The organism is Cellulomonas gilvus ATCC 13127 (genome assembly GCF_000218545.1).
In the GTDB taxonomy this organism is placed as follows: domain Bacteria; phylum Actinomycetota; class Actinomycetes; order Actinomycetales; family Cellulomonadaceae; genus Cellulomonas; species Cellulomonas gilvus.
Genome location: NC_015671.1, coordinates 484,482 through 507,095, shown reverse-complemented (window position 1 = coordinate 507,095; position 22,614 = coordinate 484,482). Strand labels below are relative to the sequence as shown.

The window sequence follows — 22,614 nt, the reverse complement described above, 5'->3', positions numbered from 1 at the left end:
GTCAGACGACCAGGTCGAGCCGGCCGGTACGGGTGGGTGACGGCGCCGTGGCGTCCGCCTCGGGCGGTGCGGTCCGCGGGTCGGTCCGGTCCGACGAGCGGCCGGTGCGGCCCTGTGCCGCGCCGTCCGACGACGAGCCGGCCTCGGCACCGGGACCGCGGCGGTCGCCGACATCCACCTGGATGCCCGCCGCCGCGAGGTCGCGGCGCAGGTCGCCGAGCTGCTGCTGGAGCGCCTGGCGCGAGGCCTCGGTGGCCCCGACCAGCTCGACGCGCACCGACTCGGCACCGATGTGCGCGACGATCCGGACCGGACCGAGGTGCTCGGGGTCGATCGGCACGGTCAGCACGTGCGTGCCGCGGTGCAGGCCACCGAGCGTGGTCAACCGGGCGCCGAGCTGCTCGGCGATCGGGGGCGCAGTGGTCGCCGGAGCCGCGGGTGCGGCGGCCGGGGCCGCGGGGGCCGCCGGCGTGCTGGGCACGGGCCCCTGGGCCGGCACGGGTGCCGCGGCGGTGGCCGTCGCGCCCGTGGGAGCCGCGGCGGCGACGGGTGCCGTCGCCTCGGCGGGCCGCGCGGTCACCGGCTCGACCGCTGCCGCGGTGTCCGCCGCAGCGGCGGGTGCGGCGGTCCGGACCGGCGCGGTGCCGTGCGTCGCACCGGTCCGCGCGGTGCTCGCGTCGGCCGGTGCTGCGGGAGCCGTCGGCGTGCCCGCGGTGCGCGGCGCCGTCGGGTCGGCCGCCGCGGAGGGCTCGGCCGGGGTGGCGGTCGCGGCCGGGGCGGTCGGCGCCGCGGCCTCCACGGGGGTGGCGGGCACGGGGCCGCTCGCCGTGGCCGGCGACGCCACGGCGTCGACGACGGGCGCGGCCGCGGGGGCCGCGACGTCGACCGCCGCGGTCGTCGTGGGCGACGCGGCTGCCGCCGGCGTCGGCACGACGAGGCCGGCCAGGCCGGGCTGCGCAACGGTTCCGGCCGCCGCGGCGCCGTCCTGCGTCGCGGCCGTGGCCGCCTGTCCGGTGGTGTCGGTCGTCGGCGCCGGCGCGGTCGCGTCCGCCGCGTCGGCCGTCACGTCCGCGGCCGGCGCGGCCTGGTCGGTGGCCGGCGTCGTCGTGGGATCGCCCACGGCGGTGCGGTCGGGTCGCTCCACGGGCGCACGCTCGGTGCGCCGGGTCTCGCCCCGACGCGTCTCGGCACGCCGGGGCTCGGACCGGTCCTCGGTGCGTGCCGCGTCGTCGCGCGCGGGCCGCGCCGCCGACGGGCGGGCCGCCTGCGTGCGGTCGGCGGACGCGCGGTCGGCACGGTCGAGCGCCTGCGCGAAGTCACGCGCACCCGAGGCGTCGCCCCGGGCCGCGTCCGGACGCGCCGGCGCCGTGGCGCGTGCGGCGGCCAGGCTCAGCGGGCTCGTCGTCATGCTGCACCCCCCAGGAGGCCGGACAGGATCTGCCACTGCGTGCGGGACGCGGCCGTCGAGGCCGCGGCCGAGCCCTGCTCACCCGTGAGCGAGGGCAGGTACGTCTGTGCGAGCGCGGCGAGCGCGCCCAGGTCGGGAGCGCCCCCGCTGCCGGCGGTCAGCCCGTTCAGCCCGTTCAGCGACGCCAGCGCGTCGGTGCCCGCGGCACCCGACAGGCCCGACAGTCCCGTGAGCCCGGCCGTCAGGACCGGCGACGACGCCAGCTCGGCGCCCGCGGCCTGCTCCTGCGGCAGGATCCGGCGGATGTTCGTCGGCTCGGCGTACACGTCGCGCACGCTGACCCGGCCGCCCGGCTTGGGCGCGTCGATCATCTGGCCGTCGCCGACGTAGATCGCGATGTGCGAGCCGCCGCCGAACACCAGCAGGTCCCCGGGCAGCGCGTCGTCGAGCGAGTCGACCTTGGTGCCGAGCCTCTGCTGGTCCCGCGCGACGCGCGGCACGCCGTCCGCGGCGCCCAGGTCGGTGAGCGAGCGCAGCACCAGGCCCGAGCAGTCCAGCCCGCCCTCGGACAGCGACTCGCCGCCCCACACGTAGGGCGTGCCGATGTACTTCTTGGCCGCCTCGACCAGGTCCTGGCCGGAGACGCCCGAGCCGGGCGCGATGTTCGTGGTGGGGCCCTCGGTGGGCCGTGCCGGGATCGGCGCCGTGGTGGGCACGGGAGTCGTGGGCGTGGCGCCCAGCACCTGGGACGCCTGCTGCAGCGCGGCGGAGAAGTCGACCTCGGACGCGCCCACGGACGAGGTCGCGGCGGGCGGTGCGACGAGCTGCTGCAGCTCGGCCATGCGCGCCTGCACGGCGGCGAGCCCGGTCATGCGCCGGCCTCCTGCGCGCCGCCGACGGTGCGGCCCGTCATGCGGGCCGCGACCTCGTCGAGCACGTTCTGCTCGGCGCGGGCCTCGGACGCACGCTCGGTCGCGTCGTGGCGCTCGGCCAGACGGTCGATCGCGCGGACGTCGCGGCGGGCCAGCGACCAGCGCGCGGACTGCTGGGCGACGTCACGTTCGGCCTCCTCGACCGCACGCTCGGCCTCCTGCAGCAGCACCGCGAGCGTCGAGCGGCTGGACACGGCGGCCATCCACGCGAGCTCGTCGCGGCCCGAGGGCAGCTCGGAGCCCGCGAGCGCCTCACGCGTCGCCTGCTGGCGCAGACGGACACGGTCCGCGTCGCGGCGCGAGGCCGCGAGCTCCACGGCCGCGCGCTCCTCGGCACGGGCGCGCACACGCAGCAGACCGCTGAGTGGGAAGGGTCGGGTCATGGCAGCTCTCCCAGGGTGTGCACGAGGGCGCCGAGGCGCTCCCAGGACTGAGCGGCGGGCGCGGACTCGTCCATGCCCTGCTGCAGGAAGGCGTCGATCTGCGCGCCGTGCGTGACGGCCGCGTCGACCAGGGGGTTGGTGCCGGCCACGTACGCGCCGACGTCGAGCAGGTCCTGCGCGGCGCGCCGGGCCGCCATGACCGAGCGCAGCCGCTGGGCCGCGGCCCGCTGCTCACCCGTCGTGACGCGCGACGCGACCCGGCTGATCGAGCCGAGCGCGTCGACGCTCGGGAAGTGCCCGGCCACGGCGAGCCGGCGGTCGAGGACCACGTGCCCGTCGAGGATCGAACGTGCCGCGTCGGCGATCGGCTCGTTGTGGTCGTCGCCGTCCACGAGCACGGTGTACAGACCCGTGACCGAGCCGCGCGGGCCGGTGCCCGCACGCTCCAGGAGCTGCGCGAGCAGCGCGAACGTGCTCGGCGGGTAGCCGCGCGTCGCGGGCGGCTCACCCACGGACAGGCCGATCTCGCGCTGGGCCATCGCGACACGCGTGAGGGAGTCCATCATCAGGACCGCGTGGCGGCCCTCGTCACGCAGGTGCTCGGCGATGCGCGTCGCGACGAACGCCGACCGCAGCCGCACGAGCGGGGGCTCGTCGGACGTCGCGATCACGACGACGGACCGGGCGAGCCCCTCGGGGCCGAGGTCGTCCTCGAGGAACTCGCGCACCTCACGCCCGCGCTCGCCGACGAGCGCGATGACGGAGACCTCGGCCTCCGTGCCGCGCGCGATCATCGACAGCAGGCTCGACTTGCCGACGCCCGAGCCGGCGAACAGGCCGAGGCGCTGACCGCGCCCGGCCGTCACGAGCGTGTCCAGCACGCGCACACCCAGGTCGAGCGGCGTGTCGACGCGCGCTCGCTCGAGAGGGTGCGGTGCGGTCCCGTCGACCGGCACCCACGCCTGCGCGCGCAGCGGGCCCTTGCCGTCGATCGGGCGGCCCAAGCCGTCGAGCACGCGGCCGAGCAGGCCCGAGCCCACGGGGACGCGCAGCGCGCCCGCGGGGCGGACCGGCAGGCCCGCACCCAGGCCGCGCGTCGCGCCCAGGGGCATGCAGTGCGCGGACCCGCCGGTGGCGGCCACGACCTCCGCGAGCACGGCGTCCGGGCCGTCACCCACGCGCACCAGGTCGCCGACCGCGGACCGCGTCCCGACGACCTCGAGCGTGAGCCCGACGACCGCGCGCAGGACGCCCACCGGCTGCGGCCGGGCCGCGTCCAGGACGGGGCGGGGCAGGGTGAGCGTGCTCATGGCCGGTCCACGTGCTGCGCGAGCGCGGCGCGCGCGCGGTCGAGCGCGGCGTCGATGCGGGCGTCGATCTGACCGTCGGCGTGCACCGCGAGCGCGTCGCCGCGGTGCAGCGACGGGTCCGCCTCGACGACGAAGCCGTCGGGCACCTGCACGTCCGCGAGCAGCGCCGCGTCGGCGGGGTGCAGGCGCACGGTCACGGGCCCCGGGCCGGGCTCGGTGGCGAGCACGCGTGCGAGCGCGGCACGTGCCGCGTGCGGCGCGTCGGAGAGCTCGGCACCCAGCACGGCGTGCGCGAGGTCCAGCCCCGCGGCGTGCACCGCGGCGGACGCCTCGGCCAGCACGGGTGCGGTCAGCGCGCGCACGGCGTCGGCGGCCCGCGCGAGCAGGCCGAGCGCCTCGTCGAGCGACCGGCGGCGCGCCTCGGCGTCCGCGGCTGCCTGCCGGGCGGTCCGCTCGGCCGCGACCGCGGCGTCGGCCGCCGCGCGGCGGGCACCGGCCGCGTAGCCCGCGGCGAAGCCCTCCGCACGTGCGGAGTCCTGGACGAGCTCGTCGGCCGCGCTCGTCGTGAGCGGGCGCAGCACCAGCGTGGCGGAGTCAGGCAACGTACTCGTCCTCCCCCTCGCGGCGGATGACGATCTGGCCGCTCTCCTCGAGGCGGCGGATCTGCTGGACGATGCCGGCGCGCGCCTCCTCGACCTGCGAGAGGCGGACCGGGCCGAGCATGTCGATCTCCTCGAGGAGGTTCTCGCGGGCCCGCTCGGACAGGTTGCGCAGCACGGTCTCGCGCGCCTCGTCGGACACGCCCTTGAGCGCGACGGACAGCTCGGCCGTCTCGACCTGGCGCAGCACCATCTGCATCGCCCGGTCCTCGAGCAGCACGATGTCGTTGAACACGAACATGCGGCTGCGGACCTCCTCGGCGAGCTGCTCGTCACGCGAGGCCAGGCCCTCGAGGATCGCCTTCTCCGTGGTCGGGTCGGCGCGGTTGATGATCTCGACGAGCGGCTGCACGCCGCCGACCGCGGCGAGCTCGCGCGGCGCGAGCACGGCCGAGGCCTTGCGCTGCAGCTGCTCGGCGACCACGGTCACGACGTCGGGCGACGCGCGCTCCATGAGCGCGATGCGGTGCGCGACCTCACCCTGCAGGCCCGGTTCGAGCCCGGCCAGGATCGTCGACGCGTGGTCGGGACGCAGGTGCGCGAGCACGAGCGCGATCGCCTGCGGGTGCTCGCCGGACAGCAGCGACACCACCTGACGCGCATCGGCCTGCTGCAGGAACTCGAACGGCTGCCCCGCGAGGTGGATCTGCAGGCGCTCCATGACGGTCGCGGCCGCCTCGGCACCCAGGGACGCCTCGAGCAGCTGCTGGGCCAGGCCCATGCCGCCGCCCAGGCCGGGGCCGATCACGGACGCGTCGTAGAACTCCTCGAGCACGGCGTCGGCCTGCTGCTGGTCGACGCGGTCGAGGCGCAGGATCTGCGCCGTGAGCTCCTCGATCTCGGTGACGTCCAGGCTCGCCATGACCTTGGCGGCCCGCTCGCGGCCCAGCTGGACCAGGAGCATCGCGGCCTTCTGCGGCCCGGGCAGCATGACGGTCATCAGCGCGCACCGCTCGGCGTGGACAGCCACGAGCGCAGGAGGTCCGCGACCTCCTCGGGCTGCTCGTCGGCCAGCGCGGAGATCTCGGCGCGCTTGATGGCCAGCGGGTCGGGCGTGGTCGGCAGCGGTGCGGGCGGCAGGACCGGCAGCGCGTCGACGTCCAGGCCCTCGAGCTGTGCGGTGGCACCGCCCTGGCCGTCGAGCACGGGCAGCACGCCCAGGTCGACCGCCTCGCGGCGCGACTTGCGCGACCGGCGCGCCATGAGGATCCCGATGACGATGAGCACGATGAGCACGACGCCGCCGATCGCGGCCTGACGGATGAGCGCGTTCTGCGCGTCGGCCTTGGCCGCGGCGTCGGCGGCCGCGAGCGCGGCGGCCGCGTCCTGCGCCGCCGTGGTGTCGAACGCGGCGGCCTGCAGCGCGAGCGTGTCGCCACGCGTGGTGTCCACGCCGGCCGCGGCGGCCACGGTGGCCTGCAGCTCGGTCAGGTCCAGACCCGCGGCGGCCTCGGAGTCGACGACGACGGCGATCGACTGGCGCTGCACCGCGCCCGGCGCCGCCTTGACCACCTCGGTGGTCTTGTTGATCGCGTTGGTGACGTCCTCGCTGGTCGACTTGTAGGCGCCGCCCTGACCCGTGCCGTCGGGACCGACGACGTCCTCGTCGGGACCCAGCACGCCCGTGGCGGTCTGGTCGGTGCCGGTGTACTCCTCGGTCTTCGTCGACGACGCGAGCGGCGGGGTGTCCTTCGTCGCGTCGAACGTCTCCGTGGTGCGCTGGCTCTCGTCGAAGTCGAGCTCGGCGGTCACGGTCACGGCCGACCGGCCGGGGCCGATCACGCGGTCCAGCAGCGTCTGCACCGACGAGCGCACGCGCTCCTCGTAGTCGCTGACCTCGCCGCCCGACAGGCCCGTGGTGCCCGTGCCGACCGCGGACAGCACCTGGCCGGACGCGTCGACGACGGCCACGTCGGTGGGTGCCATCTCCGGGATGCCGGCCGCGACGAGGTGCGTGATCGCCTGCACCTGGTCGGCGCCGAGCGTGGAGCCGGCGCGCGTGCGGACGAACACCGACGCCGTGGGCTCACCCGCGGTCTCGGTGAACACGGTCTCCTGCGGCATCGCCAGACGCACGGTCGCGGACTCGACGCCGTCCATCGCGCCGATGGTCCGGGCGAGCTCGCCCTCGAGCGCGCGCTGGTACGTCTTCTCCTGCTGGAACTCGCTCGACGTCATCGGCATGTCGTCCAGCAGCGAGTAGCCCGCGCCGTCCGAGTTCGCCGGGATGCCGGCCGCGGCCAGGTTGATGCGCTGCGCGTAGATCTGCGACGCGGGGACCATGACGGTCGAGCCGCCGTCGGCGAGCTCGTACTGCACACCCTGTGCGTCGAGCTCCTCGACCACCGCTGCGGCGTCCGCGCCGGACAGGCTGGTGAACAGCGGGCTGAGCGCGGGGCGCGACAGCCACGACGAGAGCGCGACGCCACCCAGCACCAGCACCGCGACGCCGATGATCGCGAGCGTGCGCTGCGCGGTGGAGAACTCCTTGACGGCGCCCGTGAGCTTGCCCAGGGCGGCCTGCATCTGCGCGGGCATCAGGCCTGCATCCTCATGATCTCGGTGAACGCGTCGACGGCCTTGTTGCGCACGGCTGCGGTGAGCTCGAGCGCGAGCGAGGACTCGGCGGCGGCGATCGTGTAGTCGTGCACGTTCTCGAGGTCACCGGTCACGGCCTGGACCGCGAGGTCCGACGAGCGCGACTGCAGCGCCTGCAGCGAGTCGATCGAGCCGAGCACCGAGGAGAACTGGGCGCCGGACACGGCCGAGGCGGCCTGCGTCGCACCCGGGCCGGTGACCGCGGCGGTGGGGGCGACCGCGGTGACCGCGGAGGCGACGGCGCCCACGGGCGCGATGGGGGTGGGCATCAGGAGCGTCCGATCTGGAGGGCTGCGGTGTAGGTCTCCTTGGCCCGGTCGACCACCGCGGCGTTCGCCTGGTAGCCGCGCTGGGCCATGATGAGCTGCGTCATCTGGCTCGACATGTCGATGTCGGGGTAGCGCACGTAGCCGTTCTCGTCGGCCAGCGGGTTGGCGGGCTCGTAGACCATCCGCCCCTCCGCCGAGCCGAACGCCGCGCCCACGACCTGCGCGCCGCCCTCGGGACCCGGGGTCTCCTGCGCGACGACGTACCGGGCCTGGAACGCGGCCTCGGACGTCGGGCGCACCGTCGAGATGTTGGCCAGGTTGTCCGAGACGGCGTCGAGCCACGTGCGGTGCACGGTGAGGCCGGACTGCGCGATGCCGATGGCGCCGAAGATGGACATCAGCTGGTCCTCATCGCGGCGCGCACGGAGCTGAACTGGCCGGAGGCCGCCTGCGTCGCGAGCTGGTAGCGCAGGTTCGTCTCGACGTTGAGCAGCGTCTGCTCGTCGAGGTTGACGTTGTTGCCGTTCAGCTGCGTCGCGGCCGACGAGCGTCGGATCGTCGCGTCGGCGGCACCCGACCCCTGGCCGACGGCGCGCGAGAGCTCGGCCTCGAACTCCACGACGCGCGCCCGGTAGCCGGGGGTCTGGAGGTTCGCGACGTTGTCGGCGATGGCACGCTGACGCAGGGCGAGTGAGTCGAGTGCGGAGTTGACCGCGACATAGCTCACGGAGTTGAGAAGGCCCACAGGGTTCGCCTCATCCACGGGTGGCGGGGGCGGCCATCCATGGCCTGCGGTTCGAGCGGTCCGTGCTCTGCCGCCCCATCGGAGGGCGGCGGGGGTTCGTGAGGAGTTCCGCGCGCCGGCCGCGAGACCTCACCCGTTCGGCGCAGCGCCGGCGCAGTGCCGGCTCAGGGCCGGCTCAGGGCCGGTTCAGCCCTGGGCGTCCAGGTACACCGGAACGGCGTCGGGTCGCGCGCGCAGCACCTGGGCCGCGGCCAGCTGCCGACGGGACAGCGCGGCGGCCTGCGAGAGCCGCTGCGCGACGTCGAGCTGGCGGTCCAGCAGCGCCTGCGCGCGCGTCAGCAGCGGCGCGGGCAGCGGGCCGAGGCCTGCGGGCGGGCGCCACGCGGCCGCGCGCGCGACCTGCGCGGTGGTCGGCAGGTGCGAGATGCGCAGGAGCTCCTCGGCGGCGTCGACGTCGAGCTCGAGGGCCGCCAGCGCGGCCTCCCACCGCTCGTGCCACACGACCTCGTCAGCGCTGACGACGGCCGAGCCGAGGGCGGGGGTCATGCGTCAGCCCACCCCGAGCAGGCCCGCGGCGGCGGGTGCGGGTGCCGCGGGTGCGGCGGCGGCGGCCAGCGCGGCCGCCTCGTGCCACGTCGTGGCGAGCGGCTCGACGATCGAGCGGCACTCCAGCACCTTGCCCGCGTCGCCCTGCACGCCGGCCTCGACGAGCGTCGAGTACAGGTAGGCGTACACCGCCATGAGGCCGGGGCCACCCTCCCAGGACGCGGCGTCGAGGCTCGCCATGAGCTCGGCGACGATGTCCTGCGCGTGCTGCAGGTGCGAGCGCCCACCGAGCACGTCGCCCTGCTCGAGCGCGGCGTGACCGCGGTCGACGTCGAGCAGCAGCCGGTCGAACAGCATCGTCACCACACGGGCGGGGGCCGCCGTCTCGACGGCGGCGGTGACGTAGCGCGTGCGTGCGTCGTACATGGCTCCTCCTGAAGTGTCAGCTCGACGACGACGCCGTCAGCGCGGCGATCTGGCTCGCGAGGTAGCTGGACTGGGACTGCAGGCTGGACAGCGCGGTCTCGAGGCTCGCGTACTGGCGCTCGAGCGCGACGCGGCGGGCCGCGAGGCGGTCGTCCCAGTCGGTGATCTGCTCACCGAGGTCCTTGACGAGCGACTGCTGCGACTGGACCGTCACGGACAGCGTGCCCGTGCCGGAGTCGGATGCACCCTTGGCGGTGGCCGCCAGGTTCTTGGCGATGCCGGTCAGCACGGCCTCGACCTTGGCGGGGTCGGCCGCGAGCGCGGCGTCGAACTTCGTCTGGTCGAACGTGAACGTGCCGTCGCGGCCGATCACGACGCCGACGTCGGACGGTGAGACGCCGCCGACGGGGGCCGAGGCCTGCTCGAGGATCGTCTGCTGCAGCATGCGGATGGTGGCGTTGCCGGAGAACAGGCCACCGGTGACCACCGTGCCGCCGTCGCTGGCGGTCGTGGTCTTGGACGCGGTGCGCGAGCTGATCTCCGTGAGCACCGTCGAGAGGTTGGTGACCAGGCCCGAGGCGAGCGAGCGCAGCGCGCTCGAGTCCGCGGCCACGCTCACCGTGACCGGTGCGGCGTCCGCGGCGGTCACGGCCGAGACGGTGACGTCGACCCCGGTCATGAGGTCGTCGAACGTGTTGCTCGCCGACGTGAGCGTGCGCTGCGCGGACGATCCCGGGAACAGCGTGAGGGACGCGTCGGACGCCGCGCGGACCTGCTCGAGCGCGGCGGGCTCCTGCCCGGACGCGCCCGTGTACGTCAGGGAGAACGAGTTCGCGGCGCCGGTCTCGGTGCCCGTGAGCTGCAGCACGTAGGTGCTGGCGCCGGTCGGCACACCGCCGGCGTCGAGCTCGGGGACCTTGACGGCGGTCGCCCGCACACCCGTGTCGGATGCGTTGAACGCCTCGACGATGTCCGGGACCGACGTGCTCGCGGCGGTCACGCTGGTGGTCTCGCCGTTGCGCGTGATCGTGAACGTGGGCGTCGCCGAGCCGTACTGTCCGGCCGCCGGGAGCGTCACGAGCGAGGACTGCGACGCGGCGACCGCGCCGACCCGGAACGACAGCGTCGCGGGCTGGGCGCCCGCACCCGCCGTGGCGGTGACGGACTTGTCGCTCGCGGTGGCCGTGACCGCGTCCCAGGACGCGGGCTTGGCGACCTTGGCGGCGTGCTCGGCGAGCGAGGCGACCTTGGTGTTGAGCGACTGCAGCGCGGTGACGAGCGAGCTCGCGGTGGACTGCTTGTTCTTGAGGAGCGACTGCGTGCCCGACTGCAACGTGATGAGGCTGTCGATGAGGTCGGCGGTCTGCAGACCGCTGACCAGGCCGTCGATCGCCGCCATGTCTGCTCCAGTGCTCGTTCGGTGCTGCTCGTTCGATCAGGTGCCGTGCGGGGAAAGCGGTTCGGGTGCACGGCCGGGGATGGGGGATCCGGCCGTGCACCCGAGTCCGGGTCCGGTCAGGAGACCGGAGCGAGGGTCACTGCAGGAGCTGCAGGACGCTCTGGGGGAGCGACTTGGCCTGGGCCAGCATCGCGGTGCCCGCCTGCGAGAGGATCTGCGAGCGGGTGAAGGACACCATCTCCTGCGCCATGTCCGTGTCGCGGACGCGGCTCTCCGAGGCGGACAGGTTCTCGACCGCGACGTTGAGGTTGTTGATGGTGTGGTCGAAGCGGTTCTGCACGGCACCGAGCTGCGAGCGGACGCCCGACACCTTGGTGATGGCCGCGTCGATCGAGTTGATCGCCGCGTCCGCCGAGCCGGAGCCCGGGGTGCTGGCCGCGGCGACCGTGAGCGCCGAGGCGGCGGTGATGCCGGCGCCGCCGATGGTCACCTTGCCGTAGGAGTCGACCGACGCGCTGAAGTTGGTCGAGGAGACCGCCTTCGAGAGCTCGTCGTTCAGGAGCGCGTGGTTCGCCTTGGCTGCGTCAGAGGTGCCCGTCGTGTCCCAGGCCGTCAGGTCCAGGGCCAGGTTGGTCACGCCCGCCGCCGTGGTGATCGACAGCGCACCGACGGCACCCGACGGAGCCACGGCCGCGGCCAGGTCGACGTCCGCGGTCCACGAGGTGCCCGTGTTGGTCACGTTCACGCCGTCGACGCCCAGGCCGACCGCGCCCATCGAGGAACCGGTCAGGTCCACCGAGATCTTGTCGGCAGCCGCGGTGTTGGCGCCGACCTGGAACGTGCCGTTGTAGTTGCCGTTCAGCAGCTTGGTGCCGTTGAACTGCGTGGTGTCGGCGATGCGGGTCAGCTCGGTCTTGAGCTGGTCCATCTCGTCCTGGATGTTGGACTTGGCGGAGTTCGACAGACCACCGTCGTTGCCGGCCTGGACCGACAGCGTGCGCATGCGCTGGAGGATCGAGTGCGTCTCGGTGAGCGCGCCCTCAGCGGTCTGCACGACGGAGATGCCGTCCTGCGCGTTACGGACGGCCTGCTTGGTGCCGCCGATCTGGGCGCGCAGGCCCTCGGAGATCGCGAGACCGGCAGCGTCGTCCGCGGCCCGGTTGATGCGCAGGCCGCTCGAGAGCTTCTCGAGGGACTTGCTCAGGTCGTTCTGCGTGCTGGACAGGTTGCGGTACGAGTTCAGCGCCGCGATGTTGTTGTTGATCGAGAGACCCATCGTGATCTTCCTCCTTGAGTCGGGTCAGGTCAGCCCTTCCGTGGGCACACCTTCCGAATCGGCGGTCGATCCCGGGTGATGAGGTTTTCTCGAGACGAATCTGCGAGCTTTCTCGTCAGGCCGTGGACGCGTGCTCGCGCACGACGGCCGGCTGCGACGGCTGGGGCACGAACGACAGGCGTTCGGCGGCCGCGTACTGCGCGGTGCGCGCCGCGATGGACGCGAAGTAGGCCTGACGGCGGCGCTCGGCCACACCGTCGGGCCGCTCGGCCGGGGTCACCAGGTCAGGGTCCAGGTGCGTGTTCATGCCGTCGCGCAGCAGCCCGAGGGCCTCGGTGCGCAGCTGGCTGATCCGGGACTGCGTGACGCCCAGCTCCTCGGCCAGCTCGGCCACGGAGCGGTCCTCGAGGAAGATCCCGCGCACCACGACGCGCAGCCGCTCGGGCAGCGTGTCCACGCTCGCGCGCAGCCAGCGCAGCCGCTCACCGGCCAGGACGGCCTGCTCGGGCGTCTGACCGGCGTCGACGACCAGGTCGACGATGCTCGGGCCGTCGCCGGCGTCGATCGAGAGCACGCGACGCGCGGCGTCGCTGCGCACCTCGTCGACCTGCGACACCTGGGTGCCCAGCGCGGACGCGAGCTCCTCACGCGTCGGCGGGCGACCCATGGCGGCGGTGAGCCGCTCGCTCGCGGCGGCCAGCTCACGCACGCGGGTACGCGCACCACGGCTCGCCCAGTCCATCGACCGCAGCTCGTCGACGAGCGCGCCCCGGATCCGCAGCGAGGCGTAGCGCGCGAACGGCACGCCCGTGCTCGGGTCGTAGGAGCGCGCCGCGAGCACCAGAGCGAGGCTGCCGGCGGACGCCAGCTCGTCGCGGGAGACCGTCGGCGGGACGCGACGGAGCATCTCGCTGACGGCATAGCCGACGAGGGCGAGGTTCTGGACGACGAGGGCGTCGCGGTCGATGTCGTGGCTCACGAGAAAGGGGGTCGGCGCTTCGGAGTGTCGGCTTGAATCAAAACTCGATCCCGTTTTCGCGCTCACATGTTCACGTCCCCATGACTCATCGGAACGATTCGGGCGTGGAAGCGTGGCGACCTGCGCAAAGACAAGTCTGGACACTTGTCTAGGTGCAAGGACCTACGTCCTACGTGTGTGACGTACGTCACAGGGACTTTGGTCGACGAACGACGAAAGTGGACGGGCGTCCAGGTCAGAGCGTTGTCTGGAACGTCCGAAGGTCGCGCTCCCACCTGTCCATCACCCGGTTGCGACGGCACAATGCCACCAGATCCACGCGAGCATTCAGCAACCGGACGCCCCTGCCGATAGGTGCGTTCGAGGCCGGGCTGCTCCACATCGCCGGCGCGGCCCGCTAAGGAGGTTCTGACACATGGCCCTCGACGCCCTGTCCGAGGTGCTCTGGCACGAGCGCACGCTGCTCGAGCTGCTGCTGTTCAAGCTCGAGGAGGAGCAGCTGCTGCTCACCGCGGGCCGCACCCGCTGGCTGGCTCACGCGACGCGTGAGGTCGAGGCCGTGCTCTCCCAGATCCGCGACGCGGAGCTCGGTCGTTCGGTCGAGGCCTCCGCCGCGTGCGCCGAGCTCGGCCTGCCCGACGGCGCCGCGCTCGCCGACCTGGCCGACGCCGCGCCCGCCCCCTGGGACGAGCTGCTCCGCCAGCACCGCGACTCGTTCGCCTCGCTCACCGCGGAGATCTCCCAGCTCGCCGACGGCAACCGCGAGCTCCTCGCGATGTCGCACCGCGCCACGCAGGAGACGCTCGCGTCGCTGCACGACGTCCACACCTACGACGGCTCCGGCCGCAGCGCCGGCACCGCCGCCGACGCGCTGCTCGTCGACCGCACTCTCTGACCCACGATCCGCCGCGAGGCGGGACCAGGAGGACACCGACCGTGAGCACCTTCTCCGGGCTCGGCACCGCGCTGAGCTCGCTGATCGCGCAGCGGCAGGCGCTCGACGTCGCCGGCCAGAACATCGCCAACGCCAACACCGTGGGCTACACCCGCCAGCGCGCGACGATGTCGCCGGTCTCGGGAGTGCAGGTGCCGTCCATGTTCTCCACCAACGACGGCATCGGGCAGGGCACGCGCGTCAGCAGCGTCGACCGCCTGGCCGACGTCTTCCTCGACGCGCGCCTGCGCGCGACGACGTCCTCGTCGTCCTTCCTCGCGGCGCGGGCCGAGGCCTACACGACGCTCGAGAAGTCGCTCGGGGAGCCGGGCAAGACGGGGCTGTCCACCCAGCTGTCGGACATGTGGGCCGCGTGGCAGGAGGTCGGCAACTACCCCGACAAGAACGCCAACCGCGCCGTGCTGCTCGAGTCGTCGCGTGACGTCGCGACGCGCGTGGGCACGCTCTACTCCGACGTCGCCACGCAGTGGAGCCAGTCGCGCTCGACCGCGGTCGCGCTCGTGGACCAGGTCAACACCGCCGCCGCGAACATCGCGGACCTCAACGAGCGCATCGCGTCGATCACGGCGTCCGGCGCCACCGCGCACGAGCTCGCCGATCAGCGCGACCTGCTCGTCACGCAGCTCTCGCAGCTGGTCGGCGCGTCCGCCGACATCCGCGCGGACGGCACGGTCGACGTCCTGGTGGGCGGCAACACGCTCGTCAGCGGCAAGCGCGTCAACGCGCTCGCGGTCTCGGGCGCCACCGCGTTCGACCAGGTGACCGGCAGCCCCGCCGTGGGCGTCGACGTCGTGTGGGCCGAGCGCCCGACGCAGAGCGCCGCGCTGTCCGGCGGCCGCGTGGCCGGCCTGCTGTCGGTGCTGGCCCCCGCGGACGGCAGCGGCTCGGGCGGCGTGCTCGCCGAGGCCGCGGCCCGCTACGACACGCTCGCGACGACGATCGCGACGAAGGTCAACGCGCTGCACGGCACGGCGGTGCGCTCCGACGGCACGCCCGGCGGCGACTTCTTCACGTTCACGCCCGGCAAGCCCGCGGCGCTCGGCCTCACGGTCGCGATCTCCGCGCCGTCCGACGTCGCGGTCGCGACCGCGGGCGCGGGCGCGCACGACGGCTCGGTCGCGGACCTCATCGGCAAGCTCGGCACCGCCGCCGGGGGTCCCGACGCGGTGTGGAGCGAGACCGTCGTGGACCTGGGCGTCCGATCCGCGAGCGCCACGTCCCGCGCGACCGTCGCGGAGGCGGCCCGCACCACGGCCGTCCAGCAGCAGCTCGCGCAGGCGAGCGTCGACACCGACGAGGAGACCGTCAACATGCTCGCGTTCCAGCGGGCGTACGAGGGCGCGGCCCGCGTCCTGACGGCGATCGACGAGATGCTCGACACCCTCATCAACCGCACCGGCGTCGTCGGCCGATAGGAGCCAGCCATGATCTCGCGCGTCACGCACCAGACGGTGCAGCGCAGCACGCTCGCGAACCTGCAGGGCAACCTGACCGCGATGGCCGACCTGCAGAACAAGATGTCGAGCGGCAAGAAGGTCAACGTCCCGTCGGACGACCCCTCGGCCACCTCGGACGTGCTGCGGCTGCGCGGCGAGCAGCGTGCGGACACGCAGTACCAGCGCAACGCGGCCGACGCGGGCTCGTGGCTCCAGACGGTCGACACCGCGATCTCCTCCTCGCTCGCCGCGCTGCGCCAGGCGCGCGACCTCACGGTCCGCGGCGGCAACGGGGCCCTCGGCCAGACGTCGCTCGACGCGCTGGCCGACGAGGTCGACACGCTGCGCACGCAGCTGCTCTCGCAGGCCAACACCACGTACGTGGGCCGCTCGGTGTTCGCGGGCACGTCGGACGCGCCCGCCGCGTTCGACTCCGCGTACGCATGGAGCGGGACGGGGTCCTCGGTCGAGCGGCGCGTGAGCTCCACGACGACGGTCCGGGTCGACGGCGACGGCGCCGCGGTCTACGGGACGGGCGCCGGTTCGGTGTTCGCGCTCCTCGACACGATCTCCGCGAGCCTGCGGGCCGGCACGGACCCCACGCCGCACCTCGACGCGATCGACGACCGGCTCGAGTCGATGGTGACCCAGCTCGCCGGGGTCGGCGCACGGCACAAGAGCATCATGGAGACGCAGGAGACGCTCGCGGCACGCGACGTCGAGACCAAGGCCCGCATCTCGGGCATCGAGGACGTGGACCTGGCCGAGGTCATCCTCGAGCTGCAGTCGCAGGAGGTCGCCTACAAGGGCGCGCTCGGTGCGGCCGCCAAGGTCCTGCAGCCCACGCTCCTGGACTTCCTGCGATGAGCCCGGCCGCCATGCTCGGCACACCCGCCGACCGCGCCCTCGTCACGCTGGGCGGCACCGAGGTGCCCGCCGCGCTCACGCTCACCGAGCCGCTGCCGGGCCTGCCCGGCCGGACGCGCTACGTGCTCGAGCCCGTCGCCGAGGCCGACGGCCTGTTCACGCTGCGCTCGCAGGACGGCCCGGCCACGCGCCTGTTCGTCGTCGACCCCACGCACTACTTCCCGGGGTACGAGCCCGAGGTCCCGGCCGAGGGCGAGCGCCGCCTGCTCGTCGTCGTGCACCCGCCGACCGCCGACCAGCCCGCGACCGCGAACCTGCTCGCGCCGCTCGTGGTCGACCCGGCCGCCGCGACCGCGCAGCAGACCGTGCTGGATGCCGACTGGCCGCTGCGCGCGCCGCTGACCTGAGGGTTCACTCGTCCGGACCGCTCAGCTCCGCGGACCATCTGCCGATGGGGTGGACAGCAGCCCACTCTCTCCGGCCCAGGAGGTCCCATGCCCGCCGCCGTCATCCAGCGTCAGGCGCTCGTCCACGCCGACGGCTCGTTGTTCGGCTATGCCGTGCACGCGCGCGTCGACGACGCCAGCCCGCTCATGACCCCCGCGGCCGAGGACCGGCTGGTGGCCGCCGAGTACGCCCGGGTGGACCTCGCCGACGTCGTCGGTGACCACGCCGTGGTCCTGCGGGCGACGACCCCGATGCTGCGCGGCGAGGACGCGGTCCCCGACGCACCGCGCAGCCTGGTGCTCGAGGTGCCCGCGGGCTGGGTCAAGCACGCGTACGCCGAGGAGTCGCTCGCGACCATGCGCGAGCTCGGCTACGGCGTGGCGCTCGGGTCCTACACCGACACGCTCGCGCAGCGCGCGCTCCTCCCGCTCGCGGACATGGTGAAGATCGACCTGCGGCACGACCCCGACCGGCTCGCCGAGCGGATCGCCCAGGTGCAGGACGCCGGCGCGTGGACCGTGGGGCTGCACGGTGACACGCGCGAACGCGCCGCGCTCGCACGCGACCTCGGCTGCGACCTGGTGCAGGCACCGCTCCTGCGCCGTCAGGAGGCCGGTGCGGGGCGCGCGCTCACCGCGGGCGAGGGCATGCATCTGGAGCTCGTCCGGCTGCTCGCGCAGCCGATGCCCGACCACGCGGAGGTCACGCGCGCGGTCGGCATCGACCCCGAGCTGTCGATGCGCGTGCTGCGCTCGGTCAACTCCTCGAGCACCGGCATCCGCCACCACGTCGACTCGCTCTCGCGGGCCGTCGGTCTGCTCGGACCGCAGCGGCTGTCCGCGCTGGTCTCGTCGTCGATGCTCGCGCAGCAGCCTGCCGCGGTCGACGTGCTGTGGACGGTCATCACGCGTGCGCTGGCCACCTGGCGGCTCAGCGGTCACGAGGTCGGCTACACCGTGGGCCTGCTGTCCGGCGTCACGGCCGCGCTCGACATCTCGGTCGAGTCCGTCGTCGCGCAGTCCGGCGTCTCGCCGGACGTGGCCGCGGCGCTGCGGCAGGAGGGCGGTCCGTACGGCGCCGCGCTCGAGGCCGCGCTCGCGCACGAGGCCGCCGACGACGACGCGATCCGCGCGGTCGGGTTCCAGCCGGGCGACGTCGCGCGCGTCTACCTCGACGCGATGCCCGAGGCGCTGTCCTCGGCCGCGCAGATGGCCGCCCCGCTCGCCGCCTGACCCGCCGGAGGCGCCGCGGCGGTCAGCGCTCGACCGCGGCCGACTGGGTCGGCGGCTCGCGCAGCGCGAGCACCTCCGACTCGCGGTAGCGACGGTGACCACCGAGCGTGCGGATCGCGGTCAGCCGCCCCGCGCGTGCCCAGCGCGTCACCGTCTTGGGGTCCACGCGGAACAGCGACGCCACCTCACCGGGCGTCAGCAGGATCTCCTCGTGCTCGTGCGTGCTTGCCATGAGAGCCCCCGCCTCTGTTGTGCCCAGCAACCGGATCGCCCCATCGTGCGCCTTTCGTCCGGATCGCGCATCGGCTCGCGTGCGAGGTCCCCCGAATGCAGCAGCGGGGCCCCGACACCGTCCTTCAGGTGGCGCCGCGGCGTCCGGCGTAGGCTGCGCGCGTGCCGCCCACGCATGACCCCCCGCCCCCCGTCGAGGTCGACCTCGCGCGCGTGATGCGCATCGGCATGGTGCTGTGGGCCGTCGGGCTGGCCGCGACCGCGGTGCTCGCGCTCACCGGGACCACGGGGTGGGTGCCCGTCGCGGTGTGCGCCACGGGGCTCGCGCTGGGCGGGCTGGGCGTGCTGTGGGCGGTGCGGCACCGTCCCGCGTCGCCGGCCGCCTGACGGTCAGGCCTCGCCCGCTCGCTCCCCGGCAGACTCTCCTGCTGACCCCCCCGCCGCGTCCAGCGCGGCGTCGAGCGCGAGCTCGGACACCCGCGTCGCGTCGGTGAGCACGGCTTCGAGCGCGCTGCGCAGCGCCCACCGCCCGGCCGTCTGCGCGAGCGCGGCGGCCAGGCCGGCGAGCGTCGCGGCGTGCACGCGCACCTCGTCGTGCACCACGTCGACCCACCACGCGACGGGCACGTGGTCCACCCGGAGGTCCTCGTGCTCGCACCACGTGGCCGGAGCATCCGGCAGCAGCGCGCGGACCTCGGCCGGCACGGGCGCCTCACGGCCGTCGTCGCGCGTGACCATGCCGCGCGCGAGCTCCGAGACGCGCGGCAGGTCCAGCGCACGGCACAGCCGCAGCGCCTCGTCGTCATCCCGAGCCGGGACCAGCGCCGCGACGTCGGTGCGCTGCCACCACATCGGGCTCGCGGCGACCGCCGCGTCGTGCGCCGCGACGACGAGCACGCTGCCGTCGCCGACGAGCGCGGGCACCCGGTCCGGCGCGGCGTCGGGCGTCGCGTACCGCCACACCGTTGCCGCCGCACGCACGTCCACGCGCTCACCCGCGGGCCACGCGTCCAGCAGGTCGGTCCAGTCCGCCGCGGTCACGTCCGCGGGCTCCACGACGCCGCCGAGCGCGCGCTGGACCTCGGCGTCCAGCGCGCGCACCGCGGCGGGAGCGGGCGGCAGCAGCGCCGACAGACCCGCTCCTCCGCCCACGACGAACGGGCCGGCCACGCCCAGCGGAGCGCGCTCACGCAGCCACCACGCGGTGTAGGACGGCAGCGTGGTGCCCTGGTCGGAGCGCACCGGCTCGAGCAGCGCGCGCCGCAGCACCGCGGTGCCCGTGAGCGCGTCGAGGACGTCCGGCCACGCGTCGGGCGCGACCGCGTCCAGGTCCGCCACCGCGGTCACGTCGCCCAGGTACGCGCCCGGTCCGCAGTGCGCCGCGACGTGCTCCAGGTACTCGGCCCAGCCGTCGAGCGACTCGGCCACCAGCGCGCCTGGTGCGTCCTCCACCGGCTCCTCGCCGGTCAGGACGTCGGGCACCGTGACGGTCACCAGCTCCTCGCGCACCCCCACGGCGACCAGCGTGGCGGCATCCCACCGCTCGACCTGCTCGACCGCGACCGGGGCGAGCACCCGCTCGTCCAGCAGCCGGTGCGCGGGCGACCCCGGCAGCACCAGCCCGTCGGCCGGCGCGTGCTCGCCGCTCGCGGCCGGCACGGGGAGCAGCGCGAGCCACTCGCGCACGTCGGCGGGCAGCGCGTCCCACGCGCCCGTGGTGGCGCGCCACCGGGACGGGTCGCGCGCGGGCAGCACGGCGCGCACCAGCGTCAGCACCGTGGTGGTCACGTCGGGCCCGTCGCCCGGCTCGTCGTCCTCGTCCCACGCGAGCACGGCGTCCCGCACCGCGGGCAGCCGCAGCAGCCCCAGCGCGTCCGGCGTGGTCGCGCCGAGCCGGCCGAGCAGCGGGTGCGCCGCGGTCGGGTCCACCACGCGCACGCCCCACCCGGCGAGCGTCCCGACGACGTCCCGGACCACCGCCCCGAGCTCCTCGCCCAGCACCACGCAGCCCCGCGCGCCGCGCACCACGCGGCCGTCGGCGAGCGGCACGGGCAGGCCCGCGAGCGCCTCGCCGCCCACCGGGTCGGCCTGTGCGAGGGCCTCCAGCGCGCCGTACAGCGCGGGCCAGTCGTCGTCGGCCGGCAGCTCCTCGACCAGGTCCGTGAGCGTCCGGACCTCCACGCCCAGCAGCCGCACCTGCGCCTGGCGCCCGGGCGAGACCACGACGAGCGCACCCACGCGCCGCCCCAGCACCGCGAGCGCGTCGGCCGGCCCGCCGCCCGCGAGCGCGACCGCCCGCCGCGGGGCGACGAGCCCGGCGTCCCCGTCCTCGGGTGCGGCCGGGGGCAGCAGGGCGGCGCTCGCGAGGCGGTCCAGGAGCAGCGGGCGGAGCGTCGCGTCGATCGCCGCGGCGGGCAGCGTCGTCGGCACGAGCCCCAACGGGTCGCCACCCGCGTCCGCGACCTGCTCCGCGAGCCGGGCGTACACGTCGGCCGCATGCCGCAGCACCGCGTCGGTCAGCCGGCCGGGGGCGACGTGGCGGCGCGTCGGGTCCAGCGGCAGCGTCGCGACGAGGAGCGCGGGCACGTCGAGCGGCTCGTCCGTGGGCGTCGGCGCGTGCACCACACGCGGCACCGCGGCCGAGGCGCGCGGGTCGGGGGCGAACGGGTCGGACGCGAACGGGTCGGTGCGCTCGCCCGGGTCGGTGCGCGGCACCGCCCACGTCACGCGCCAGCGTGCGGCGTCGCGCTCCTCCACGGGCCGGTCCGTCAGCAGCTCACGCGGCACGTCGCCCTCGGCGGACGCGACCAGCCACCGCGCGTGCACGTCGGCGAGCCGGCGCGGGCCACCCTCGCCGGTCCCGTCCTCGACCACCACCTCGACCAGGCCGGGCAGCGCGAGCAGCAGCGCGTCGTCGACCGCGGCCAGGAGCGCACGTACCTCGTCGGCGGCGACCTCGTCGCGCAGCAGCAGCACCACCGCGGTGTCGAAGCCCTCGGGCGGCAGACCGTCGGCCGCGAACGGCAGCCGCAGCGCGGGCAGCGAGCCGTCGCGCCGCCGCACCTCCTGCTCGAGGCCCGGGCGGTCGGGCCCCGCGTCCTCGACGAGGTCGGCCAGCACCTGCGCGGTGTCCCGCAGCGAGAACCGCACACCGCCCGTGGTCGAGACCACGCTCAGCTCGTCGCTGACCGCCCGCACGGCCGCGAAGCCCACACCGAACCGGCCGACGACGCCCGGCTGGTCCGAGCGCTTGGCCGACGCGCGCATCGACGCGAGCGCGGCCACGCCCTCGGCCGTGAGCGGCGCACCCGTGTTCGCGGCGACCAGCGTCGTGCCCTCGTCGGTGCGCGCCAGGCGCAGCAGCAGGCGTCCGGGGACCCCGCCCCGCACCGCGGCGTCCGCCGCGTTCTGCGCGAGCTCGACCACCACGCGGTCGCGGTAGTACCCGCGCGCGTGGTCCTCCTCGGTGTTCGCATCCTCCCGTAGCCGCGCGGGCGACGAGCGCCAGGCGGTCAGGACCGCCGCACGCAGCGCGGCGGTGTCGAAGGGGTCGACCGTCACCGCTCCGCGGCGGGTTCGTCGGCGGTGCCGCCGTCCGCCGGCGGTGCGGTCTGCTCGCCGGGTGCGTCGCTCGCCACCGGCTCGTCGGCGGGCACGTCGTCCGCGGCGGGCTCGGCGGGAACGTCGTCCGCCCCGGCCTCGACCGTCCGCGCGTCGGCCTCGTCGGACGGCGCGGGCTCGCGCGGGACCAGCTCGAGCCGCATCTCGTCGATCAGCGGGTCCGGCGCGGGCCACTCGCTCGGGGCGGGCTCGACGTCGGTCTCGGAGTGCGCGCCGCACCCGTGGTCGAAGGACACCACGCGGCCGTCGTCGGGCGACCACTCGTTGGTGCACACGCCGAACACGGTGCCGAGCGACCCCTGCAGCGGCAGCAGGAAGCCGCAGGACCCGCACGCCGCGGCGGCGGCCAGGGCGCCCGCGCTCGTCGGCCCGCGCGACCCGCGGTACCAGCGCTCGGCGGCCTCGTCGATCCCCTGCGGGGACAGCACGCGCACGCGCGCGAGCGCGAGCTCGTCGATCGCGACCTCGTCGAGCGCGGGATCGCCCGTGGGGGTCCAGCCGGGCTCGAGGCGCGGGTCGTCGGCGCGGAACGGCAGCACGTCGCCGGGGCCGATGTCGCCGGGCTGCAGGCGCTCGGACCACGGCACCCACGCCTGGCCCAGGATCGCGTCCGCACCGGGCAGCAGCTCGGCCTCGCACACCGTGGCGGTGCGGCCGCGCGGCACGCGTGCGACCGTCACGGTCCACTCCCAGCCGCGGTAGCCGCGGGCCAGGCACGCGAACCGGTGCGACACCAGGCGCTCGCCCTCGACGACGACGCCCAGGTGCTCGCCCACGTCGGCGGGGTCCACGGCGATCTCGACCGCCACCTCGCGCGCGAGGTCGACGGCGGAGCCGAGCACGGCGTCCTTCTTGGCGGCGGCGCGTGCGGCCGGCCGGGTCGCGGTGGCCATGA

Annotated in this window: 24 protein-coding genes; 6 read left to right on the top strand and 18 right to left on the bottom strand. The window is 75.1% G+C overall.

The window, feature by feature from the left end; all coding sequences use genetic code 11:
• Position 1 precedes the first annotated feature (1 nt).
• The 15 genes from CELGI_RS16245 to CELGI_RS02275 all read right to left on the bottom strand — a co-directional run bounded on the left by CELGI_RS16245 (position 2) and on the right by CELGI_RS02275 (position 12,930).
• Positions 2-1,408: a flagellar hook-length control protein FliK gene (locus tag CELGI_RS16245; RefSeq protein ID WP_013882510.1), complete on the bottom strand. Its 1,407-nt coding sequence runs from the start codon at positions 1,406-1,408 to the stop codon at positions 2-4.
• Positions 1,405-2,280, bottom strand: a complete 876-nt coding sequence (locus tag CELGI_RS02340; protein WP_013882509.1) for a C40 family peptidase — start codon at positions 2,278-2,280, stop codon at positions 1,405-1,407. The genes CELGI_RS16245 and CELGI_RS02340 overlap by 4 nt, the downstream gene beginning before the upstream one ends.
• The gene (locus tag CELGI_RS02335) at positions 2,277-2,723 is read right to left on the bottom strand and encodes a flagellar FliJ family protein (RefSeq protein WP_013882508.1); all 447 of its coding nucleotides are present in this window, start codon (positions 2,721-2,723) and stop codon (positions 2,277-2,279) included. Before CELGI_RS02335 ends, CELGI_RS02340 begins: the two co-directional genes overlap by 4 nt.
• Positions 2,720-4,033: a FliI/YscN family ATPase gene (locus CELGI_RS02330; RefSeq protein WP_013882507.1), complete on the bottom strand. Its 1,314-nt coding sequence runs from the start codon at positions 4,031-4,033 to the stop codon at positions 2,720-2,722. The genes CELGI_RS02335 and CELGI_RS02330 overlap by 4 nt, the downstream gene beginning before the upstream one ends.
• Positions 4,030-4,635 (bottom strand): FliH/SctL family protein, encoded by a 606-nt coding sequence (locus CELGI_RS02325; RefSeq protein ID WP_013882506.1) that lies wholly within the window; start codon positions 4,633-4,635, stop codon positions 4,030-4,032. The genes CELGI_RS02330 and CELGI_RS02325 overlap by 4 nt, the downstream gene beginning before the upstream one ends.
• Entirely contained in the window at positions 4,628-5,632 is a 1,005-nt protein-coding gene (gene fliG, locus CELGI_RS02320) for a flagellar motor switch protein FliG (RefSeq protein ID WP_013882505.1), read from the bottom strand. The genes CELGI_RS02325 and fliG overlap by 8 nt, the downstream gene beginning before the upstream one ends.
• The gene (gene fliF, locus CELGI_RS02315; RefSeq protein WP_013882504.1) at positions 5,632-7,230 is read right to left on the bottom strand and encodes a flagellar basal-body MS-ring/collar protein FliF; all 1,599 of its coding nucleotides are present in this window, start codon (positions 7,228-7,230) and stop codon (positions 5,632-5,634) included. Before fliF ends, fliG begins: the two co-directional genes overlap by 1 nt.
• The gene (gene fliE / locus CELGI_RS02310) at positions 7,230-7,559 is read right to left on the bottom strand and encodes a flagellar hook-basal body complex protein FliE (protein WP_013882503.1); all 330 of its coding nucleotides are present in this window, start codon (positions 7,557-7,559) and stop codon (positions 7,230-7,232) included. Before fliE ends, fliF begins: the two co-directional genes overlap by 1 nt.
• Positions 7,559-7,957, bottom strand: coding sequence for a flagellar basal body rod protein FlgC (locus tag CELGI_RS02305; RefSeq protein WP_013882502.1), 399 nt, complete (start codon positions 7,955-7,957; stop codon positions 7,559-7,561). Before CELGI_RS02305 ends, fliE begins: the two co-directional genes overlap by 1 nt.
• Positions 7,957-8,304 carry a flagellar basal body rod protein FlgB gene (locus tag CELGI_RS02300; protein WP_013882501.1) on the bottom strand — a complete coding sequence of 116 codons (348 nt, stop codon included), beginning with the start codon at positions 8,302-8,304 and terminating at the stop codon, positions 7,957-7,959. Before CELGI_RS02300 ends, CELGI_RS02305 begins: the two co-directional genes overlap by 1 nt.
• 186 nt (positions 8,305-8,490) lie before the next feature.
• A complete protein-coding gene (locus tag CELGI_RS02295) occupies positions 8,491-8,850 on the bottom strand; it encodes a hypothetical protein (RefSeq protein WP_013882500.1) in 360 nt (119 codons plus the stop codon).
• Positions 8,851-8,853: 3 nt separating this feature from the next.
• The gene (gene fliS, locus CELGI_RS02290; RefSeq protein WP_013882499.1) at positions 8,854-9,276 is read right to left on the bottom strand and encodes a flagellar export chaperone FliS; all 423 of its coding nucleotides are present in this window, start codon (positions 9,274-9,276) and stop codon (positions 8,854-8,856) included.
• 16 nt (positions 9,277-9,292) lie between these two features.
• On the bottom strand, positions 9,293-10,675 hold the full coding sequence (gene fliD, locus CELGI_RS02285) for a flagellar filament capping protein FliD (protein ID WP_013882498.1): 1,383 nt from the start codon (positions 10,673-10,675) through the stop codon (positions 9,293-9,295).
• Positions 10,676-10,811: 136 nt separating this feature from the next.
• Positions 10,812-11,951: a flagellin N-terminal helical domain-containing protein gene (locus CELGI_RS02280; protein ID WP_013882497.1), complete on the bottom strand. Its 1,140-nt coding sequence runs from the start codon at positions 11,949-11,951 to the stop codon at positions 10,812-10,814.
• A gap of 115 nt (positions 11,952-12,066) precedes the next feature.
• Positions 12,067-12,930 (bottom strand): sigma-70 family RNA polymerase sigma factor, encoded by an 864-nt coding sequence (locus CELGI_RS02275; protein WP_013882496.1) that lies wholly within the window; start codon positions 12,928-12,930, stop codon positions 12,067-12,069.
• Positions 12,931-13,345: 415 nt separating this feature from the next.
• Between CELGI_RS02275 and flgN the strand changes: the two genes are divergently transcribed.
• The 5 genes from flgN (at position 13,346) to CELGI_RS02250 (ending at position 17,867) form a co-directional block, all read left to right on the top strand.
• Complete coding sequence (flgN, locus tag CELGI_RS02270; protein ID WP_013882495.1) at positions 13,346-13,825, top strand: flagellar export chaperone FlgN; 480 nt, start codon at positions 13,346-13,348, stop codon at positions 13,823-13,825.
• A 41-nt stretch (positions 13,826-13,866) separates the two neighbouring features.
• Entirely contained in the window at positions 13,867-15,300 is a 1,434-nt protein-coding gene (flgK, locus tag CELGI_RS02265; protein WP_013882494.1) for a flagellar hook-associated protein FlgK, read from the top strand.
• Positions 15,301-15,309: 9 nt separating this feature from the next.
• Positions 15,310-16,188: a flagellar hook-associated protein FlgL gene (gene flgL / locus CELGI_RS02260; RefSeq protein ID WP_013882493.1), complete on the top strand. Its 879-nt coding sequence runs from the start codon at positions 15,310-15,312 to the stop codon at positions 16,186-16,188.
• On the top strand, positions 16,185-16,595 hold the full coding sequence (locus tag CELGI_RS02255) for a flagellar assembly protein FliW (RefSeq protein ID WP_013882492.1): 411 nt from the start codon (positions 16,185-16,187) through the stop codon (positions 16,593-16,595). Before flgL ends, CELGI_RS02255 begins: the two co-directional genes overlap by 4 nt.
• Before the next feature lie 87 nt (positions 16,596-16,682).
• Positions 16,683-17,867, top strand: a complete 1,185-nt coding sequence (locus tag CELGI_RS02250) for an EAL and HDOD domain-containing protein (RefSeq protein ID WP_013882491.1) — start codon at positions 16,683-16,685, stop codon at positions 17,865-17,867.
• Between the two features lie 22 nt (positions 17,868-17,889).
• Here the strand turns inward: CELGI_RS02250 and CELGI_RS02245 are convergent, their stop codons facing one another.
• A complete protein-coding gene (locus CELGI_RS02245; protein ID WP_013882490.1) occupies positions 17,890-18,099 on the bottom strand; it encodes a BldC family transcriptional regulator in 210 nt (69 codons plus the stop codon).
• 161 nt (positions 18,100-18,260) lie between these two features.
• On the opposite strand from CELGI_RS02245, the gene CELGI_RS02240 reads away from it, so the two are divergent.
• Positions 18,261-18,485, top strand: coding sequence for a DUF2530 domain-containing protein (locus CELGI_RS02240; protein WP_013882489.1), 225 nt, complete (start codon positions 18,261-18,263; stop codon positions 18,483-18,485).
• A 3-nt stretch (positions 18,486-18,488) separates the two neighbouring features.
• On the opposite strand, the gene CELGI_RS02235 is transcribed toward CELGI_RS02240, so the two are convergent.
• Together CELGI_RS02235 and CELGI_RS02230 are read right to left on the bottom strand one after the other, a co-directional pair.
• Positions 18,489-21,659, bottom strand: a complete 3,171-nt coding sequence (locus CELGI_RS02235; protein ID WP_013882488.1) for a sacsin N-terminal ATP-binding-like domain-containing protein — start codon at positions 21,657-21,659, stop codon at positions 18,489-18,491.
• Entirely contained in the window at positions 21,656-22,612 is a 957-nt protein-coding gene (locus CELGI_RS02230; protein ID WP_013882487.1) for a DUF3027 domain-containing protein, read from the bottom strand. The genes CELGI_RS02235 and CELGI_RS02230 overlap by 4 nt, the downstream gene beginning before the upstream one ends.
• Between the last annotated feature and the right edge of the window lie 2 nt (positions 22,613-22,614).

Coding starts and splice junctions, on each gene's coding strand:
- CELGI_RS16245 (WP_013882510.1), bottom strand. CDS start 1,408: ATGACGACGAGCCCGCTGAGCCTGGCCGCCGCACGCGCCACGGCGCCG.
- CELGI_RS02340 (WP_013882509.1), bottom strand. CDS start 2,280: ATGACCGGGCTCGCCGCCGTGCAGGCGCGCATGGCCGAGCTGCAGCAG.
- CELGI_RS02335 (WP_013882508.1), bottom strand. CDS start 2,723: ATGACCCGACCCTTCCCACTCAGCGGTCTGCTGCGTGTGCGCGCCCGT.
- CELGI_RS02330 (WP_013882507.1), bottom strand. CDS start 4,033: ATGAGCACGCTCACCCTGCCCCGCCCCGTCCTGGACGCGGCCCGGCCG.
- fliG (WP_013882505.1), bottom strand. CDS start 5,632: ATGACCGTCATGCTGCCCGGGCCGCAGAAGGCCGCGATGCTCCTGGTC.
- fliF (WP_013882504.1), bottom strand. CDS start 7,230: ATGCCCGCGCAGATGCAGGCCGCCCTGGGCAAGCTCACGGGCGCCGTC.
- fliE (WP_013882503.1), bottom strand. CDS start 7,559: ATGCCCACCCCCATCGCGCCCGTGGGCGCCGTCGCCTCCGCGGTCACC.
- CELGI_RS02305 (WP_013882502.1), bottom strand. CDS start 7,957: ATGTCCATCTTCGGCGCCATCGGCATCGCGCAGTCCGGCCTCACCGTG.
- CELGI_RS02295 (WP_013882500.1), bottom strand. CDS start 8,850: ATGACCCCCGCCCTCGGCTCGGCCGTCGTCAGCGCTGACGAGGTCGTG.
- fliS (WP_013882499.1), bottom strand. CDS start 9,276: ATGTACGACGCACGCACGCGCTACGTCACCGCCGCCGTCGAGACGGCG.
- fliD (WP_013882498.1), bottom strand. CDS start 10,675: ATGGCGGCGATCGACGGCCTGGTCAGCGGTCTGCAGACCGCCGACCTC.
- CELGI_RS02280 (WP_013882497.1), bottom strand. CDS start 11,951: ATGGGTCTCTCGATCAACAACAACATCGCGGCGCTGAACTCGTACCGC.
- flgN (WP_013882495.1), top strand. CDS start 13,346: ATGGCCCTCGACGCCCTGTCCGAGGTGCTCTGGCACGAGCGCACGCTG.
- flgL (WP_013882493.1), top strand. CDS start 15,310: ATGATCTCGCGCGTCACGCACCAGACGGTGCAGCGCAGCACGCTCGCG.
- CELGI_RS02255 (WP_013882492.1), top strand. CDS start 16,185: ATGAGCCCGGCCGCCATGCTCGGCACACCCGCCGACCGCGCCCTCGTC.
- CELGI_RS02250 (WP_013882491.1), top strand. CDS start 16,683: ATGCCCGCCGCCGTCATCCAGCGTCAGGCGCTCGTCCACGCCGACGGC.
- CELGI_RS02245 (WP_013882490.1), bottom strand. CDS start 18,099: ATGGCAAGCACGCACGAGCACGAGGAGATCCTGCTGACGCCCGGTGAG.
- CELGI_RS02230 (WP_013882487.1), bottom strand. CDS start 22,612: ATGGCCACCGCGACCCGGCCGGCCGCACGCGCCGCCGCCAAGAAGGAC.